Below are 15,896 nucleotides of genomic sequence, written 5' to 3' on the forward strand. Positions count from 1 at the left end.
GTCACTCACATTTTTGGCGCTGTTTATCGAGCGCATTTAGCGCATCGTAGAAAGCTGTGGGCCACTTTCCAAAGGACTCATCGATTGTCTCCATCGCCGCGTCCTCATCTAGCTTGTGCATTGAGGCAAGAGCTCCCGCGCGAACTGAGTTGGAAATCATCATTGATCTGAGTCCAAGTTCCGGCGGGGCATATGCCGCCATCACAATCCCTGCCTTGATGAGCGGGCCCGCATTCTCTGAAAGTTCACGGGCTGTAGAGGTTTTGGGAAAAATTGAATAATTGAGCATGTCACCCATTGCGGCAAGAAAAGTCTCACCTTTCTCCCGGAGAAGTTTTTCCTGTGTGTCTATCCGCTGGATGCACGCGTTCTTCTGACTCAATGATGCTGTTTGATAGCTTGTTAGCCAAGTAAAGGTACTTGTGGCAAAGACTCCAATCAGCGTGCACGCGACGGGAAATATGATACTGAATTTGCTGGAGTTTGCTGCTTCGCTCATTGGATTTCTATCCGACTGCTCACTTTATTAAGCATAAGTGAAACCGAGATTCTAATTAAACACGCTCGCACTTAGCGAGTTCTTTTGTGCCCAAAAAACGGGCCGACCATACCCAAGGGGTGCATCAACGTGGCAGAAGAAAACGAAATCGACCTGGAAAATCCGGCAATCAAGGCCGCTATCGCGACTGCCGTTGAAGCCTCCGTAACCGGGCTGAAAACCAAGAACACCGAACTGCTGGGCAAGCTGAAGGACACTTCCACCAAGCTGACTCAATTCGAGACCCAGTTTGAAGGCATCGATATCGACGCCGTCAAAGGCCTGCTCAGCCGCGCCGGCCAAGATGAAGAAACCAAGCTGCTGACCGAGGGCAAGGTTGACGAGGTCTTCAACCGCCGCACCGAGCGCCTGCGGGGTGACTACGACAAGCAGTTGAAGACCATTACCGAGCGCGCCGAGAAGGCAGAATCCTTCGCCGCCAAGTTCCAGGGCAAAGTCCTGGGCGACTCGGTCCGCGGCGCAGCACTGAAGGCCGGCGCACTGCCGGAAGCAACCGACGACATCATCCTGCGCGCCAAGGGCGTGTTTACCCTCAACGAAGATGGCGAAGCAGTCGCCGTTGATGATTCCGGCCAGACCATCCTCGGCAAAGACGGCAAGACCCCTCTGACTCCGCTCGAGTGGGCGGAATCTCTGCGTGAAAGCGCACCTCACTTGTGGCCAAGGGCTACAGGCACATTTGCCCCGGGCGGGGGTAGCGGCAAGGCTGCATTCAAGCGCTCCGAAATGACCTCCGAGCAGAAGCGCGACTACCAGCGCAAGCACGGCCAAACCGCATACCTGCAATTGCCCAAGTAAGGGGATTGACCCATGGCTACAACTGTTAACAGCGACCTGATCATCTACAACGATGAGGCGCAAACCGCATACCTGGAGCGTGTCCAGGATAACTTGGACGTGTTCAACGCATCTTCCAACGGTGCGATGGTGCTCGACAACGAGATGATCGAGGGCGACTTCCGCAAGCGAGCCCTCTACAAGCTCAATGGTTCCCTGGAACACCGCGACGTCAACTCTGAAGGCAAGGTAACCGCCAAGAAGATCAGCGCCGGTGAAGCGGTTGGCGTTAAGGCTCCCTGGAAGTACGGCCCGTACCAGACCACCGAAGAGGCTTTCAAACGCCGCGGTCGTCCGGTCGAAGAGTTCTCCCAGATCGTAGGTGCCGATGTTGCCGATGCGACCCTTGAAGGTTTCATTGAGTACGCTACTGCCGGCCTGCGCGCAGCGATCGGCTCCAACGCTGAAATGGTGGTTGAAGCCAATATCGAAACCGACGGCAAAAAGACGCTGACTCGCGGTATGCGCAAGTTTGGCGACAAGTTCGGCCGCATCGCGCTTTGGGTGATGCACTCCAGCGCCTATTTCGACATCGTTGATGAAGCGATCACCAACAAGATCTACGAAGAAGCTGGTGTCGTGATCTACGGCGGCCTGCCGGGCACCCTTGGCAAGCCGGTTCTGGTGACCGACAAAGCCCCAGTGGACGTGATCTTCGGCTTGCTGCCAAACGCCATCACGATCACCGAATCCCAAGCTCCAGGTTTCCGTTCGTACGAAGTGAACGACGAAGAAAACCTCGGCATCGCTTACCGCGCTGAAGGCACCGTGAACATCGATGTGCTGGGTTACAGCTGGAAAGCCACTACTGGCGGTTCCAACCCAACTCTGGCTGCCGTTGGTTCCGCGGCCAACTGGGTCAAACACGCGGGCAGCAACAAGGTCACTGCTGGCGTGATGATCAAGCTGACTGCAACGCCTCCTGAGGCCGCCGCTTAAGCCCCAAACTCATTGCGCGGTCAGCGATGGCCGCCTTGGAGATATACATGGAACTGACTTACAGCAATCAACTTCAGGGCTTCGATCCGGACAAGCGTTATCGAAACCCGGAACACTTTGATAAGCCAGAAGCTGGTGTTACCAGCGTAATCGTAATGGGCAACTGGCCCAATGTGGTTGCTGCTTATGAGGCAGTCGGCATCGAAGTAGCGGTAGAAGACTGTGCGCCGGTGCTGATAGTTGATGGCGACTGTCAGCTGGATCAGGCAGAACTGATTGGCATGCTGCGCGCAGAAAGCGACACTCTTCGAACACTGATTGTCGGTCTTGAAGCAGGAGAGATGGAGCGGCCAGAGGCTGGCGAGCTCGCGATCCGTCTGTTTGATGCGCTCGACGTGATTCGCTTGCAGATAAACGAGCTTGCAGATCAGCGCAATCACCTTGCACAGGAAAACGAAAGGCTCAAGGCCGAGGTAAACGCTTTCAAGCCTGCCGAAGGTGGCGAGATAGAAGTGCTGAAGGCGAAGCTCGACGCCGCCAACGTGAGTTACCGCGCCAACGCCTCTAAAGACGCACTGGAAAAGCTCGTTGCTGATCTGCCCAAGACCTAATCATGCGAGGAGTCGGAATTTCCGACTCTCCAGTTTTTAAATCCATTCCAGCGAGTTGGATCATGACGCTCATCATTGAGGACGGTACCGGCAAGCCTGACGCCGAAAGCTATGCAACCGCCGACGAGTTGGCTCTGTACGCAGTGAAATTTGGCGTGGTGATTCCTGCTGACGTTCCAGCGCATGAGGCATTGTTGCGTCGGGCTGCTTTGGCTATGGATGGCATGACATGGAAGGGGCGCAAGACAAGAAGTGAGCAGGCTTTATCCTGGCCGCGCAGGGAAGTGCATCTGGATGGTGAGAACAAGGCAGCCAATTACCTACCCGCGCGTATCCAGTACGGGCAGTTGGCCTTGGCAGCTGAGATCCATCAGGACGACATTGACCCGGTGGAAAAGCGCAAAGGGGCCGTGACCTTGGAGCGTGTTGAAGGGGCTGTGACACGCGAATATGCAACGATCCCGAGTACCAGCAAGCGGCTATTGCCTGCCGCACCGGACCGGCCCAGTGCGACTCAGTTTGCTGATTACTTACAGCGACGAGGCTTGTATGCGGTGCGCTGTTAGAGCGCTACACACCCAGTTGTTCGATGAAGGCTTTCCCTTGTATTAAATTCGGAAGGTAATCCGAGTGACGCCATTCTTCGGCCAGGTCCAGCATATTTTGGGCGTCAAATGGAAGGCAAAGAGGAACATAGGTATTACAAATAGTCCGTATGTTGGGCTCTGCACGGGTGCCCAACAACGCCGACTCAATCACATCCCTTAGTTTGAGTTTCAAGGGCAACTTATCGCTTGAGTTTGCAATGGTGGCTGCCTGTAACCGGTGACATGCAGCCGCGATCAGGTCGGCCTTTTGTTGATTGTTCATTTGGTACCAAGAGCTATCGAAGATATGGCATTTTACGAAGAAATGGCCGTAATGGCTCTGGAGATGATCCCGGAGTTCGGCCAGCCCGTGACCCTCATCAAGACGGAATCGGGCGAGTACGATCCCGAGACGGGTGGAGAATCGCCGGGCGAAACTTTGGAGCAGATCGCCCAAGGAATAATGCTCGACTTCACCGGCCAAGAATTTCAGAGCAACAGCCTCATCAAGCAGGGCGACAAGAAGCTCAAGATCGCCGCGCAGGGGTTGGAGTGGGCGCCTGACTTGCTCAACAAAATAGTGGTTCAAGGTCGCGTCTGGTCAATCATCCCCCCTCTGAAAGAAATCAACCCTGCCGGAACGCCAATTCTCTACGAGTTGCAGGTGCGATCATGAGCAATCGTTATGCGGGTAAAAACGGTAGCTTCTCTGCTCAAATTCAGGCTTTCGCGGATCGCGCAAAAGGTGCGATCGATGGTGCGATGCGCGACATCATCATCAACATAGGCAACAGCGTTATCACGATGTCGCCTGTAGGCAATTCTGATATCTGGAAGATCAACAAGATCAGTAGCGAGTACAACCAGGCTGTCGCCGAACACAATGAAAACCTGCGCCAAAACCCGCAAAACTTCGATAGGCGGGGCTACCTCAAGAGAGGTCTGAAGCTCAAAGACGGCATGGGAATACGCGCTCCCCTGGGCTACATCGGCGGTCGCTTTCGCGGTAACTGGATGTTCAGTATCGGTTCGCCTGACACCTCGACGGTGGACCAGGTCGACCCAGGTGGTAGTCGTTCCATGGCGCGCATCGTCAACGGTGCTTTGCATTTCAATTCAGGGGAGACGGCTTACATCACCAACTCTCTGCCGTATGCCATTCCGTTGGAGTACGGGCACTCGACACAGGCGCCGAATGGCATGGTGCGTATCACCTTGGCCAACTTCCAGAAAATAGTCGAAGAAGCCATCAGGAATAATCAGGCATGAGCCATAAGATCGTCCGTTCGCTACTCGAGGCGCGACTGGCTGCTTGGGCAAAGTTGCAGAAGCCGGCGCTGCGTATTGCCTTTCAAAACGTGGCATTCAAGCCTGTTGAAGGCGAAATCTACCTGCGGGCTTTCTCGATTCCTGCCCGTACAGGGAGCGACGACATCGCCGGGAAGCATCGGGTTTATACCGGGCTGTTTCAAATCACTATCGTCACACCTGCCGGAATCGGTACCGGTGCGGGCGAGGGACTGGCAGAGGACTTGGCTGCTTTGTTTGCACTCAATGATCGATTAAGTCGGGGGGACTTCACGGTGCTGGTGATGACCCCTGTCGAGCCTGGTCCTGAGCAACAAGAAGACACAGGCTATGCGCTACCTGTGTCGTTTCAGTACCGGGCTGACACCTTTTAACCCGCCCATTGGGCAACTCCGTAACCCGCCTTGAGCGGGTTTTGTTATTTCTGAGAGAGGTAAAAACCATGGGCTACAAACTCCCCAACGGCGGCACATTCCAGCACGCCGCCACCTATGCTGCGGCGCTGGCGTTTACCGCAATCAGTAATGCCACCGAGGCTGTGGCCACCGTGGCAGATGCCGATCTGGAAGTGGGTGATATCGTGTTGGTCGAGTCCGGCTGGAGCACTCTTAATGGGCGAGTGGTGCGCGTCAAAGCCGCGACCGCGGTGTCGATCACTCTTGAGGATATTGACACTTCGGACACGCAAAGCTTCCCGGCTGGCTCCGGAGGCGGAACCCTGAAGAAGATCGAAACATGGGTGCAGATTCCGCAAGTCTCCGACGTGGCGTTTTCCGGTGGCGAGCAGCAGTACACGGATGTGGTCTTTCTGGAAGACAAGCAAGGCCGCCAGGTGCCTACCGATAAATCGGCAGCTAGCATGACGTTGACCATTGCCGATGACCCGGGCAAGCCTTTTGTGAAGGTTCTGGAAGCCGCGGACGCTGGTCGCAAGATCGAAGCTGCGCGTCTTAACCTCCCGGGCAACGATACCATTTTCTATGGTGCCTACACCTCGTTCTCCAAGCAGCCAACGGTGGCGCGCAACAACGTGCTGACCCGAACCGTCAACTTGGCCCTGCAGGCCGAACCTACTCGTTACATGGCGTAAGGGGCAGTTATGGCCAAGTTCAAAATTGCACAGAACCCGACCTTCAAGGCAGACGTAGAGATTCCGCGTGTGGGCGGTCAGGTGATCAAGGTCCCGTTTGAATTCAAATATCGCGACCGCAAGGCGCTGGCTGCGCTGTTTCTCAGTTGGCAGGAAACCTTGAAAGCCGACGAGGCCCGGTTCAAGGAGATGGGAGCTGAGCTGACCATCGTTGACCTGACCGAGGCAGGTATCGAGCGTCAGGTCGAACAAGTCGAAGCGCTGGTGGCTGGTTGGGGGTTCGATGACAAACTCAGCCAGGCTTCAATTCGGGCCCTGGTCGAAACATCGGCCGGCGCCGGGGACGCCATCGTCAAGGCCTATCAGCAGGCCTTCGACCCGGCCCGCCTGGGAAACTGATCGAGGTCGGTCGCGCTCTGTACGAGCCATCTATTTCGGCCACGCAGCTCAGCATGTTCGGGCTTTCCCCGGGCGACTGCGACGACACCTTTGAGGTGTGGTCCGACAACTGGCCCGCCTTCCGGCTGTTCGAAGCAATGACCACTCAGTGGCGGACAGGGGCATGCGGCGCGACCGGCCTCGACTACTCGGCGATCTACGACACGGCAAGCCTTTCGGGTTTTACCAAAAAAGCCACCATCAAACTCTTCCCTGACCTTCGCGTATTGGAGGCCGAAGCCATGCTCGCCATGTCTGAGCAAATGAACAAAGGATGACGGCATGACCGATATTGCTAGCCTCGGCATTGAAGTCCAGACCGGCGATGTCACCAAGGCCGGCGCCGAACTCGACAAGTTCGCCCAGGCTGGCGAGAAAGCGGAAAAGGCTGCAGAAGGGATTGGCCAAAGCTTTGCTAAGGCTTCGACGGCAGCAACCGGATTGGCTGGCGCCGAAACCAAGCTCGGTGAAAGCACAGAAGATGCGAAAGTTCGACTGCTGGCTATGGCCAGGGCTTCGCTGGATTCCAGCGAGTACCTGAAGAGTCTGGCATCCAGTGTTAGCTCCAGCACTTCGGCAATGGACGCCGCCCGTGCGACCACAACCGACTATGCCGCGCTTAATCGAAGACTCAAGGCCGACTCCGATGCACTGGTTGGCACCGTCGACAAGCAAGCAGATGCCAGTCGCTTGGCTGCTGCTACAACTGGCGTACAGGCAGAAGGCTTGGCGAAGTTGCTGGGTCAAATCAACCCGACCACGGCAGCACTGGCGCGTCTCGACGAACAACAGCGTCAACTCAACCAGCACCGGGCCGCGGGCAATATTGATAAGGACGGGTTTAAAGCCTACTCGGCGGATATCGAAGCCGCTCGCGGGAAAATCAAAGGTTTCAATGACGAATCCGTCAAAGCCAAAGACGCCACCGACAGTTTCGGCTTGAGTACCCGCGGCGCCCAGCAAAACGTCCTGCAACTGATCAATGCGTTGTCTTCGGGCAACTGGAGCAGCGGTCTTCACGCCATCGCCCGGCTTGGGATCGGTGCCGGTATCTCTGGCGCGGGTATTTCCTCGCTGTTCTCAGGCGGTGCTGGCGCTGCTGCTTTGGGCGAGTCGCTGGCGAGCATTGCGGACAAGTCCAAGGATGTTGCTGAGAACGCAGGGGAGGCCGGAGAGAGCATTTCCGATCTCGCTGAGAAGTCCAATACCGCAGCCGAGTCCACTGAAAACGCCAAGAAGGCACTGGAAGCGCTCAGTGTCAGCACCGGCCCCGTCGGGCTTGGAATGGCTGCACTGGTGGCAGGTACGCTTGCGGCGGCTGCCGCCGTCGGGGTATTGATTTATGGCTACTACCAGGGTAGTAAAGAGGCTGACGAGTACAACAAGTCGCTGATACTGACTGGTAGCTATGCAGGTATGACTGCTGGGCGACTGGCTGATTTGGCCCAGCAGGTCAGCGCTACAAATGGTACGACTGGCGAGGCGGCGGCCACGCTTGCCAAGCTTGCGGGCAGCGGGGTGATTGCCGGTGATAGCTTTAAGGACATCGCTGATGCTGCGGCCGCAATGGAAGATGCAACTGGCAGGTCTGTCGATGCGACGATTGCCGAATTCGTCAAAATCGCCAAAGACCCTGTGGCCGCTGCCAAGGATCTCAACGATCAGTACCACTTCCTTACGGCGTCCGTTTACTCCCAGATCGTCGCGCTAAAGGAGCAGGGCGATCATATTGGTGCGGCCAAATTATTGACCGACACCTACGCCGATACAATCAACTCTCGATCTGGCCAGATTACCGACAACCTGGGCTTTATCGAAAAGGCATGGAAGGGAATCACTGACGAGGCGAAAAAGTCGCTCGATGCTGTTAAAAACTTTGGTCGTGATGCGGGATCATCGGAAAGAATAGCCGAGCTGACCAAGATCGTTGCCTATGGCCGAAGCGCGGTTGATGCTGATCCGGATGACACTGATGCCGCCAAAAAGCTTGCGGCTGCCGAGAAGGAGTTAAAAGCCCTTACCAAGCTGCGCGATACCAAGGAAAAAGAGGCTGTCGAGCAAGCGAAAACACAGGCCATTCAGGATAAAGCCCAGGATTCTCAACGCGCCTTCGACGCTCGCGAAAAGTCATTCCGCACTAACAAGCAGAAGCGTGATGAGGAGTTGAAGCAGCTTGATCGGGAGCTTGAGTCATTCCGTGCCGCCGACCCCAAGGACCCTAGGCTTGAGCAGTCGCGAATTGATCGGCAGAGAGCCAATATCAAGGCAAAGTTCAAAGACCCCAAGGCAGCATCTGCCGGCGCTGTCGATCTGACCGAGTTCAGTGCCTCTCAAAACGCCATCAAAACCATTCTGGCCGAGTACTCCAACGCCCAAAAAGAGCTGGATGCTCTGCAAAAGGCCGGCCTGGTTTCGCAGGAAGAGTACAGCTGGAAGCGCGCGGGTCTGATCGGTAATGAAAAGGACGAGATCACAGCCGCGTATGAGGCTGAGATTTCTGCGCTCGAGTCGGCCAAAGCCAGAAAAACTACTACAGCCGCTCAGGCTATCGAACTGGACAAGAAGATCGCCGACGCCAGGACCGATATGGTTAAGGCGCAGCAGGATGCTGACAGCCAGCTCAAGGTGCTGGAGATCAATCAGGAGGGACGTCTTAAAAAGCAGACCTTGGCGATCGACAGCTACATCGATGCACTGGCGCGGCAGAACCAAGCGCTACAGCAGGCCGGTCAGCGTGCGGCGGCAGGTGTTGGTCAAGGTGATCGGCAGAACGCACTCAATGGTGAACTCAACGGCATCGAAGACCGGGCCAACCAGCAACGACTGGATCTGGCACGGGACAAGGCTGACGCCGCGCGCAACATGAGCGCGGATGAGTACATCCAGAAACTGGCCGCGATCAACAAAAGCGAATCCGACCTCAAGGAAACCACCCTCAGCAACTACCAGGAAATGTCTGCTGCTCAAAGCGACTGGCGTAATGGTGCTACCTCGGCTTTCCAGAACTATCTGGACAGCGCCCGGGACGTTGCCGGCCAGACGAAGGCTCTCTTCAGCAACGCGTTCAACTCAATGGAAGAAGCAGTCGTCAATTTCGCCATGACCGGCAAGCTCTCGTTTGCTGACTTCACCAAGTCGATTCTGGCGGATATGGCTCGTATTGCTGCGCGGCAGACCGCCTCAGGGGTGTTGAGCGGTCTCATCGGTAGCGCATTTGGTTCGTACTTTGGAGGTGGCGGCTCAACCGTAGGCACATCGGGTTTCAGTGAGAATCTGGCTCCTGTGAGCTACGGCGGCGGCCGTGCCGCGGGTGGTGGCGTTGCGCCGAACACCTTGTATGAAGTGAACGAGAAGGGACCTGAGCTTTTTAACCAGGGTGGCAGGTCGTTCTTGATGACAGGTGCCGCGGGCGGCAGCGTGACACCTCTGAATGCTGGTGGTGGCCCAGGTATCGCTGCAATGAGCGGTGGTGGAGGAACCACGGTCAATCTAAGCCTGCCGATCATGGTGATGACCGATGAAGAGTCAGGCCGGCCGGAAGGTGCAGAACTCGACACCGAAGCTTTCCAGCGCAACATGCAGGAGCGGATGCGTACCGTAGCCAAGGAAGAAATTGCCAAATCTTGGCGTCAGGGCGGAGTCAGTAGCCGCAACGTAAAAGGATGATTTATGGCGATCGAAACCTTTATCTGGCAGAGCGAGAAAGGCGAGGGGGAGATCAGGCAGCGTGTTCGTACGAAGAAATTCGGCGATAACTACGAGCAGTCTGTTTCAGACGGGATAAACAACAAATCCCAGACCTGGCCGTTCATGCACACCGGCCCCAAAGAGAGGATCAAAGCCATCATGGCGTTTCTTGATCGACACCAAGGAGCAAAAGCTTTTCTCTGGACGCCGCCGCTTGGCGAGCTAGGTCTGTACAAGTGCAACGGCTACAAACCATCGCCCCGTGGCGGTCAGGTCTATTCCCTGTCGGCCACGTTTGAGCAAGCGTTTCACCCCTGAGGTAACCCCCAATGGCATTAATCACGGACATCCAGAAACTGGAGCCCGGCGGCGAAGTGCGCCTGTTTGAAATCGATGGCAGCGATTATGGCGCAGATATATTGCGCTTCCACGGGCATGCAATTCCGCACACCCCGGAAGAGTTGGCCGCTGCAGCCGACTCACTGGGCGATTTGCCGGCCAAGTCGATCTTCTGGCAAGGCAACGAGTACGCCGCTTGGCCGGTGAATATCGAAGGTATTGGTGCTGAGAGCGACGGCAGTGCGACGCGCCCGACCTTTGTCGCGGGTAATGTCAGCGGCCGGATCACAGCGCTTTGTCTGGCGTTCGAAGACTTGCTCAAGTTCAAACTCACTGTGCGCGAGACCTTGGCCCAGTACCTGGATGCGGAGAACTTCCCTGAGGGCAACCCGACTGCCGACCCGACTCAAGAGGCTCTGGAAGTCTGGTTTATCGACCAGAAGACCGGTGAGGACGGCGAGCAGGTGCAGTGGGATCTGTCCTCGCCGGGCGAGATCGACAACCACGGGTTGCCGGGCAGGCAAATGACGACGTTTTGCCACTGGGCCATGACAGGTGGCTATCGCGGGCCGGACTGCAGTTACACCGGCGGGCTGATGTTTGATGACGAAGACGTCCCGACCGACGACCCCAGCAAGGACATCTGCAAAGGCTGTCTGTCGTCCTGCAAATTGCGCTTCGGCGAAAACGAAGAGCTGCCCCACGGTGGATTCCCCGCTGTGTCCCTCATTGCCCGGAGCTGATCATGCGCAAATACATCCTGAGCGCGATACAGGCGCATGCGGCTGCCGAGTACCCGAAAGAGTGCTGCGGCCTGCTGCTGGCAATCGGGCGCAAACAGCAGTACTTCCCGTGTCGGAACATTGCCAGCGAGCCAAGCGAGGAGTTTCGTCTCGATCCCGAGGACTACGCAGCGGCGGAAGACTTGGGTGAGGTGATCGGCATTGTCCACTCTCACCCGGACGCTACCAGTCGGCCGTCACCGCATGATCTGGCCATGTGCGAGGCCACGGCCTTGCCTTGGCACATTCTGAGCTGGCCTGAGGGCGACTTGCGCACTAATACGCCGACCGGAAACACGCCGCTGCTAAGACGGCCGTTCGTTCATGGCGCCTGGGATTGCTGGCAGGTATGTGCGGATTGGTACAAGCGTGAGTGGGGGTTGGAGTTTGAAGATTTCAAGCGGAAGGACGGCTGGTGGGAGAGTGCGGACAACATCAGTTTGTACGAAGCCAATTACGAGGCGGCAGGTTTTGTTCGGGTCGACCGGCCACAGCGCGGCGATTTGATCGTTATGGAAATCGGGCGAACGGCTCACCCGAATCATGCGGGGATTTATCTCGGTGATGATCCGGAGCTGCCTGAAGAAGAGTCGGGCGTGTTCGGGGCAGGGCCGTTTTTGCTCCACCACCTGTATGGGCGCCCGTCTGAGGTGATCGTTTATGGCGGGCCTTGGCACGACCGAACAAGGATTATGCTCACATACCGAGGCTGGCCGTAAACAAGGCTCCCTTTAACTGATATGTAGGCTTCACTGATGGGTCTGTATCCACGTGAGAAAGAAAATCTGCAAACGCTAGGAGTTGTTCTTCATTGTTAGGAGTAAGGGATTGGTCAAGTGGTGCGAGAAAGCAACAAATAGCTCCTACGTCCAGTATTTCAGGTAGTGCTCCCTTGGCTGTGTATTGATTCATTTCTTTACGTATAGCAGACCGGATAACCGATGTTTGATGGGGGCCGCGATGAGAGTTACTCAATGCTTCTTTTAGAAAGTCGCCTTTGGGCATAATCTGTGCTTCTGCAGTGAATGAAGGCAGAATGCTACTACCTGCTTGAAAAAGGCGTTACTGGGGATCCATACAGCTTAGCGCTATTGGTTACATTTCTATGCATTATCAAGCTTTGATTGTGGCGCTTCGATGGTGTTAAATGCCCTCCTCGTGAACCATAGTGATCTACAGTGATCCTATAAAGGACACGAAGATGTGCGGTAAGGCATGCACGCCACTGATGATGTAAGCCTGTAACCTGCTAAATTTGCAGAATTTTTATACGCGGAGAGAAGTCATGTCTAAAGGCAATGTCGTCTCGTTTACCGAAAGAAAGGCGGAGCTTCAAGCCGGGATTGAGTTTCTGGATCTGCTTGACCAGGACATCAAGGATCATCCGGAGGTGATTCAGCCAATCCCTCGCGGCTTGCTACAGCGAATTCAAGCGATTCGCAATCATGCAGACGACAATCGTCGTCGCGAGCTTCAAGAAGGCTAAGCGTGACAGAAAGAACGATTCATATCGAGAACGGGTGGGCCCTTTATGCCCACCCGTTGTTCGTTTCGCGTCTGGAAGAAATCACCGCAGCCATCGAACGAGCCATTGCCAGCGACCCGGATGGATTTCATCACCATCCGGCTTACAAGCTTTTCGACGCAGTTACGTCAAATATTCTAATAAACGTGCCTTCCAATCCAGCGCATCCGTGTTACCGACAAGGTAAAACTTTGGGGCGTGATCTTTTGCACTGGTTCAGGGTAAAGAAGCAGGGAATGCCTCCCCGTTACCGCTTGTTCTTCCAGTTTAGGTCAGAAGCACCTAAAACTATCATCTATGCTTGGTTGAATGACGAAAGAACGATGCGTAAAGAGGGTGATAAAAAGGATGTCTACGCTGTTTTTACTGCAATGATCAGAGGTGGAAAAATGCCTAACTCATTCAATGAGTTGATGGCGGCATCTGACTCCCTGGAGTGCGAAAGTTCAATAACGGGCACTGAAGAAGAATGATTGGACTTGGATGAAGTACCACGTCAAAGCATCCGAAAGGGAACTGTGTAGAAAGCGGCTATCCGATCCTAAGTGAAGCGACGAAACGATAGATGAAAAGACGCGATCTTTTTGCCGAGCTGACGCAAGGCGTGAACGAGATGGGCGAACATCGCGAAGGGAAGATCACCCTTCGCCAGTACGAAGTGGAGGCGATGCCGGCTCCCGAGGTGACTGCTGCAGAGATCGTTTCTCTGCGTGAAAAGTTGCACATGTCCCAGCCAGTGTTTGCCCGGCAGATCAGAACCAGCCCGGACACACTGAAGAACTGGGAGCAGTCGAAGTCAAAGCCGAACGCCCAGGCTGCGTTGTTGATCAAGCTGGTTCAGCGCTTCCCGGATATGGTTGATCGGCTCAACGCTATTTAAGTTAATGCGTATTCCGAAGCCCAGCCCTCGCGCTGGGCTTTTTGCATTAGGAATAGCTGTCGTTCAGGCGAGGTGATGAGCAATAACCTGACTATATAGCCGCACTATGATTCTGGAGTGACGTCTACTCTGCCTCCTCGCGAGACGCAGGAGGCGGCGGGTGAAAAATCAAAATCCCAGCCTCAGTCAACCGGTCGGGCGTGATTCGCGACCTATTGACTCTGTTAAGAGCAGTTGTTTCCTGGGGAGTTAAAAGTACTAGGCGATAATTTTCCTGAATGAAGGAAATTATTCCTTCGTCTGTGATGTTGCTGGTTACTAGCCGGATCACTTCTTGAGCAAAAGCTCGTTGTGGCATTACATGTTCAACTAGCACCTTTTCCCCACGTTCTCTGGCGTGGTGAGCCTCAACACTGCACTCAGCTCTCAAATCTTTCTTCAGGCTGTTGGTATGTCTAAGGTAGGGGTATTTTACACGCTGACAAAGTATGTCGAGTATTCGTTCTACGGAGTGGATCGCGCCACCATTGTCAGTAAAGCCGGTAGCGATCGCTGAATTTCTTGCATCGATGAACAAACGTAGTGCGGGCAAGAGCATGGCTGGGTTGTATTTACCTTGCATAGTTCTTCGACCATCTGCGCACATTGAAAATGTTGGCGTCTCCTACCATATCTCTGCTCCGGCGTTCTGATATGACAAAGCCCACCTAAATGCTGGGCTTTCTGTGTTTGGTCGCTTGCTATCCGCGTTTCAAAGACACCATCGCATCCACAAAACGCTCAGCTTTCTTCTGTGTATCTACAAGAGAGCTGTTCATGACGTTCCCGCCAGTGCTCCGGGTCTGTACAACCCATCGGCCGCGCTTCGAGTAGAGGGCCACGCTACCGATTGAGTTGTAGTAAATACGAGTCTGAACGGCTTTCGACGATGTTCGTGAGCTACCTGCTGCTATCGCTACGCCACCGAGAGGGACTGCACTGGCAAAGCCGCTGGTGGTCGAAAGTATGCCGCTGCCGTAGCCGATGTACTCATCAGTAAACACAACCTGTTCCGGCCTGGTCTTGAGAGGTTGTTCCATCAGCACCTGCTCAATTACTGAGCGTGCCTGCTCTGGGCTGATCTTGGCCGGAGTGTACTCAACGACCTTTGACACGCATCCTGTGAGCAGAAGCATCAGTGCAGCTATTGCGAAGGGTCTCATCACAGGCTCCGTTATTGTTGGCGGGGCATTCTGCCATGACAGCGTTGCTGATGCTAAAGTCCCGCCAAATCAATTAAGGGAACGACATGCGAATTTTGATAGGCGCTCTAGTGGTGGGGCTGTTGGCGGGGTGTTCAACACCCGGCGATCTAAAGAGCGGGAAGCCGAGCATCAGCGCCGCATCCTCGAAAGCGCCGAAGCAGTATGCCCTCTGCGTCATGCCTAAATGGCAGGATGCCCGCACAGGAGCAGCGATGTCTGAAACCGAGACCGGCTACAGGCTGATCGTTGCTACCGACACGACCGCCGAGGAACTCCTCGAAGTTAATCGCTCTCAGACCGGGAGTAACGTGGTGCTCTACCAACGCTTGTCTTGGGCTCCCGGCTACGGTCGAGCAGCTATCGAGAAGGCGGTTCGTGACTGCCTGTAAGCGATCAACAACATCAAGCCGCCTTCGGGCGGTTTTTTATGGTCTGGAGAAAGCTATGTCGAAGCACGCCATGGAATACCAACCCCTTACAACCATCAAGCTATATGGTGCACTTCGTAAGTTTGGTCGAGAATTTAAGATCAGTGTCCGCTCACCCGCTGAGGCGGTAAAAGCCTTATGCGTTCAGGTTCCAGGCTTCGAGAGATTTCTCTCAAATGCCAAGTCCAGAGGAATGGAGTTCGCTATTTTCAGAGGGTCTAAAAACATCGATGAAAAGGAGCTGAGTTACAGTGGCAGCGGTGATATTCGCATTGCGCCGGTAATTACAGGCAGCAAGCGCGCTGGCGTACTACAAACAGTTGTTGGCGCTTTACTTATTGCTGCTTCGTTCTTCACCTTCTGGGCGCCGCCGGTAGCCGCCGGACTTTTCGCAACAGGGGTGGGCATGGTCGCTGGCGGCGTAATCCAAATGCTCAGCCCTCAGGCTGGTGGTCTCAAAACCAGCGCAGCCCCCGAAAATACTCCTGGCTACGCCTTCGGCAGCGCCAAAAACACCACGGCTTCCGGCAACCCAGTGTCTCTGTGCTACGGCCGCCGACGATGGGGTGGGGCAATCATCAGTGCCGCCATCTACGCCGAAGACCAGATATAGAAACTCACGAACACCGCACCGCCCATGAG

The 15,896-nt window shown here is 55.2% G+C and carries 23 protein-coding genes; 19 read left to right on the forward strand and 4 right to left on the reverse strand.

Features of this window, described 5'->3' with window-relative positions; genetic code table 11:
• Position 1: 1 nt before the first annotated feature.
• Positions 2-499, reverse strand: a complete 498-nt coding sequence (locus AOC04_RS07395; RefSeq protein WP_060691994.1) for a hypothetical protein — start codon at positions 497-499, stop codon at positions 2-4.
• A 129-nt stretch (positions 500-628) separates the two neighbouring features.
• On the opposite strand from AOC04_RS07395, the gene AOC04_RS07400 reads away from it, so the two are divergent.
• From AOC04_RS07400 to AOC04_RS07415, 4 genes are all read left to right on the forward strand, one after another.
• Positions 629-1,357: a hypothetical protein gene (locus AOC04_RS07400; RefSeq protein WP_060691996.1), complete on the forward strand. Its 729-nt coding sequence runs from the start codon at positions 629-631 to the stop codon at positions 1,355-1,357.
• Positions 1,358-1,369: 12 nt separating this feature from the next.
• Positions 1,370-2,335 (forward strand): major capsid protein, encoded by a 966-nt coding sequence (locus AOC04_RS07405; protein WP_060691997.1) that lies wholly within the window; start codon positions 1,370-1,372, stop codon positions 2,333-2,335.
• Between the two features lie 47 nt (positions 2,336-2,382).
• The gene (locus AOC04_RS07410; protein ID WP_060691999.1) at positions 2,383-2,946 is read left to right on the forward strand and encodes a hypothetical protein; all 564 of its coding nucleotides are present in this window, start codon (positions 2,383-2,385) and stop codon (positions 2,944-2,946) included.
• 62 nt (positions 2,947-3,008) lie between these two features.
• Positions 3,009-3,512: a DnaT-like ssDNA-binding protein gene (locus AOC04_RS07415; RefSeq protein WP_060696897.1), complete on the forward strand. Its 504-nt coding sequence runs from the start codon at positions 3,009-3,011 to the stop codon at positions 3,510-3,512.
• A gap of 4 nt (positions 3,513-3,516) precedes the next feature.
• Here the strand turns inward: AOC04_RS07415 and AOC04_RS07420 are convergent, their stop codons facing one another.
• Complete coding sequence (locus tag AOC04_RS07420) at positions 3,517-3,816, reverse strand: hypothetical protein (protein WP_060692001.1); 300 nt, start codon at positions 3,814-3,816, stop codon at positions 3,517-3,519.
• 24 nt (positions 3,817-3,840) lie between these two features.
• Between AOC04_RS07420 and AOC04_RS07425 the strand changes: the two genes are divergently transcribed.
• From AOC04_RS07425 to AOC04_RS07485, 13 genes are all read left to right on the forward strand, one after another.
• Positions 3,841-4,209, forward strand: coding sequence for a hypothetical protein (locus AOC04_RS07425; RefSeq protein WP_060692003.1), 369 nt, complete (start codon positions 3,841-3,843; stop codon positions 4,207-4,209).
• Positions 4,206-4,802, forward strand: coding sequence for a hypothetical protein (locus AOC04_RS07430; RefSeq protein ID WP_060692005.1), 597 nt, complete (start codon positions 4,206-4,208; stop codon positions 4,800-4,802). The genes AOC04_RS07425 and AOC04_RS07430 overlap by 4 nt, the downstream gene beginning before the upstream one ends.
• Positions 4,799-5,215 (forward strand): DUF4128 domain-containing protein, encoded by a 417-nt coding sequence (locus AOC04_RS07435; RefSeq protein ID WP_060692007.1) that lies wholly within the window; start codon positions 4,799-4,801, stop codon positions 5,213-5,215. The genes AOC04_RS07430 and AOC04_RS07435 overlap by 4 nt, the downstream gene beginning before the upstream one ends.
• A gap of 68 nt (positions 5,216-5,283) precedes the next feature.
• The gene (locus AOC04_RS07440) at positions 5,284-5,931 is read left to right on the forward strand and encodes a phage tail protein (RefSeq protein WP_060692009.1); all 648 of its coding nucleotides are present in this window, start codon (positions 5,284-5,286) and stop codon (positions 5,929-5,931) included.
• Between the two features lie 9 nt (positions 5,932-5,940).
• Positions 5,941-6,330: a phage tail assembly chaperone gene (locus AOC04_RS07445; protein WP_060692011.1), complete on the forward strand. Its 390-nt coding sequence runs from the start codon at positions 5,941-5,943 to the stop codon at positions 6,328-6,330.
• 53 nt (positions 6,331-6,383) lie between these two features.
• Positions 6,384-6,647 carry a DUF1799 domain-containing protein gene (locus AOC04_RS07450; RefSeq protein ID WP_082363668.1) on the forward strand — a complete coding sequence of 88 codons (264 nt, stop codon included), beginning with the start codon at positions 6,384-6,386 and terminating at the stop codon, positions 6,645-6,647.
• A 4-nt stretch (positions 6,648-6,651) separates the two neighbouring features.
• The gene (locus AOC04_RS07455) at positions 6,652-10,035 is read left to right on the forward strand and encodes a phage tail tape measure protein (protein WP_060692014.1); all 3,384 of its coding nucleotides are present in this window, start codon (positions 6,652-6,654) and stop codon (positions 10,033-10,035) included.
• A gap of 3 nt (positions 10,036-10,038) precedes the next feature.
• Positions 10,039-10,374, forward strand: coding sequence for a phage tail protein (locus AOC04_RS07460; RefSeq protein ID WP_060692016.1), 336 nt, complete (start codon positions 10,039-10,041; stop codon positions 10,372-10,374).
• Positions 10,375-10,385: 11 nt separating this feature from the next.
• The gene (locus AOC04_RS07465) at positions 10,386-11,138 is read left to right on the forward strand and encodes a phage minor tail protein L (protein WP_060692018.1); all 753 of its coding nucleotides are present in this window, start codon (positions 10,386-10,388) and stop codon (positions 11,136-11,138) included.
• A gap of 2 nt (positions 11,139-11,140) precedes the next feature.
• Positions 11,141-11,896, forward strand: a complete 756-nt coding sequence (locus AOC04_RS07470) for a C40 family peptidase (protein ID WP_060692020.1) — start codon at positions 11,141-11,143, stop codon at positions 11,894-11,896.
• A 566-nt stretch (positions 11,897-12,462) separates the two neighbouring features.
• A complete protein-coding gene (locus AOC04_RS07475) occupies positions 12,463-12,663 on the forward strand; it encodes an AbrB/MazE/SpoVT family DNA-binding domain-containing protein (protein WP_060692022.1) in 201 nt (66 codons plus the stop codon).
• 2 nt (positions 12,664-12,665) lie between these two features.
• Positions 12,666-13,175 (forward strand): type II toxin-antitoxin system YhaV family toxin, encoded by a 510-nt coding sequence (locus tag AOC04_RS07480; protein WP_060692024.1) that lies wholly within the window; start codon positions 12,666-12,668, stop codon positions 13,173-13,175.
• 92 nt (positions 13,176-13,267) lie between these two features.
• Positions 13,268-13,582, forward strand: coding sequence for a helix-turn-helix domain-containing protein (locus tag AOC04_RS07485; RefSeq protein ID WP_060692026.1), 315 nt, complete (start codon positions 13,268-13,270; stop codon positions 13,580-13,582).
• Between the two features lie 124 nt (positions 13,583-13,706).
• Here AOC04_RS07485 and AOC04_RS07490 read toward each other — a convergent pair whose 3' ends face one another.
• Positions 13,707-14,204 carry a hypothetical protein gene (locus AOC04_RS07490; RefSeq protein WP_060696898.1) on the reverse strand — a complete coding sequence of 166 codons (498 nt, stop codon included), beginning with the start codon at positions 14,202-14,204 and terminating at the stop codon, positions 13,707-13,709.
• A gap of 118 nt (positions 14,205-14,322) precedes the next feature.
• Positions 14,323-14,784 (reverse strand): hypothetical protein, encoded by a 462-nt coding sequence (locus AOC04_RS07495; protein ID WP_060692028.1) that lies wholly within the window; start codon positions 14,782-14,784, stop codon positions 14,323-14,325.
• An 86-nt stretch (positions 14,785-14,870) separates the two neighbouring features.
• Here AOC04_RS07495 and AOC04_RS07500 point away from each other — a divergent pair, with 86 nt between their 5' ends.
• Together AOC04_RS07500 and AOC04_RS07505 are read left to right on the forward strand one after the other, a co-directional pair.
• Positions 14,871-15,215, forward strand: a complete 345-nt coding sequence (locus AOC04_RS07500; protein ID WP_060692031.1) for a hypothetical protein — start codon at positions 14,871-14,873, stop codon at positions 15,213-15,215.
• Between the two features lie 55 nt (positions 15,216-15,270).
• Complete coding sequence (locus tag AOC04_RS07505) at positions 15,271-15,867, forward strand: tail assembly protein (protein WP_060692033.1); 597 nt, start codon at positions 15,271-15,273, stop codon at positions 15,865-15,867.
• Positions 15,868-15,896: the final 29 nt, after the last annotated feature.

Source organism: Pseudomonas versuta, assembly GCF_001294575.1.
In the GTDB taxonomy this organism is placed as follows: domain Bacteria; phylum Pseudomonadota; class Gammaproteobacteria; order Pseudomonadales; family Pseudomonadaceae; genus Aquipseudomonas; species Aquipseudomonas versuta.

Excerpts from the sequence above, each read along its gene's own strand:
- AOC04_RS07395 (WP_060691994.1), bottom strand. The coding sequence starts at position 499 with ATGAGCGAAGCAGCAAACTCCAGCAAATTCAGTATCATATTTCCCGTC.
- AOC04_RS07405 (WP_060691997.1), top strand. The coding sequence starts at position 1,370 with ATGGCTACAACTGTTAACAGCGACCTGATCATCTACAACGATGAGGCG.
- AOC04_RS07410 (WP_060691999.1), top strand. The coding sequence starts at position 2,383 with ATGGAACTGACTTACAGCAATCAACTTCAGGGCTTCGATCCGGACAAG.
- AOC04_RS07415 (WP_060696897.1), top strand. The coding sequence starts at position 3,009 with ATGACGCTCATCATTGAGGACGGTACCGGCAAGCCTGACGCCGAAAGC.
- AOC04_RS07420 (WP_060692001.1), bottom strand. The coding sequence starts at position 3,816 with ATGAACAATCAACAAAAGGCCGACCTGATCGCGGCTGCATGTCACCGG.
- AOC04_RS07425 (WP_060692003.1), top strand. The coding sequence starts at position 3,841 with ATGGCATTTTACGAAGAAATGGCCGTAATGGCTCTGGAGATGATCCCG.
- AOC04_RS07430 (WP_060692005.1), top strand. The coding sequence starts at position 4,206 with ATGAGCAATCGTTATGCGGGTAAAAACGGTAGCTTCTCTGCTCAAATT.
- AOC04_RS07435 (WP_060692007.1), top strand. The coding sequence starts at position 4,799 with ATGAGCCATAAGATCGTCCGTTCGCTACTCGAGGCGCGACTGGCTGCT.
- AOC04_RS07440 (WP_060692009.1), top strand. The coding sequence starts at position 5,284 with ATGGGCTACAAACTCCCCAACGGCGGCACATTCCAGCACGCCGCCACC.
- AOC04_RS07445 (WP_060692011.1), top strand. The coding sequence starts at position 5,941 with ATGGCCAAGTTCAAAATTGCACAGAACCCGACCTTCAAGGCAGACGTA.
- AOC04_RS07450 (WP_082363668.1), top strand. The coding sequence starts at position 6,384 with ATGTTCGGGCTTTCCCCGGGCGACTGCGACGACACCTTTGAGGTGTGG.
- AOC04_RS07455 (WP_060692014.1), top strand. The coding sequence starts at position 6,652 with ATGACCGATATTGCTAGCCTCGGCATTGAAGTCCAGACCGGCGATGTC.
- AOC04_RS07460 (WP_060692016.1), top strand. The coding sequence starts at position 10,039 with ATGGCGATCGAAACCTTTATCTGGCAGAGCGAGAAAGGCGAGGGGGAG.
- AOC04_RS07465 (WP_060692018.1), top strand. The coding sequence starts at position 10,386 with ATGGCATTAATCACGGACATCCAGAAACTGGAGCCCGGCGGCGAAGTG.
- AOC04_RS07470 (WP_060692020.1), top strand. The coding sequence starts at position 11,141 with ATGCGCAAATACATCCTGAGCGCGATACAGGCGCATGCGGCTGCCGAG.
- AOC04_RS07475 (WP_060692022.1), top strand. The coding sequence starts at position 12,463 with ATGTCTAAAGGCAATGTCGTCTCGTTTACCGAAAGAAAGGCGGAGCTT.
- AOC04_RS07485 (WP_060692026.1), top strand. The coding sequence starts at position 13,268 with ATGAAAAGACGCGATCTTTTTGCCGAGCTGACGCAAGGCGTGAACGAG.
- AOC04_RS07490 (WP_060696898.1), bottom strand. The coding sequence starts at position 14,204 with ATGCAAGGTAAATACAACCCAGCCATGCTCTTGCCCGCACTACGTTTG.
- AOC04_RS07495 (WP_060692028.1), bottom strand. The coding sequence starts at position 14,784 with ATGAGACCCTTCGCAATAGCTGCACTGATGCTTCTGCTCACAGGATGC.
- AOC04_RS07500 (WP_060692031.1), top strand. The coding sequence starts at position 14,871 with ATGCGAATTTTGATAGGCGCTCTAGTGGTGGGGCTGTTGGCGGGGTGT.
- AOC04_RS07505 (WP_060692033.1), top strand. The coding sequence starts at position 15,271 with ATGTCGAAGCACGCCATGGAATACCAACCCCTTACAACCATCAAGCTA.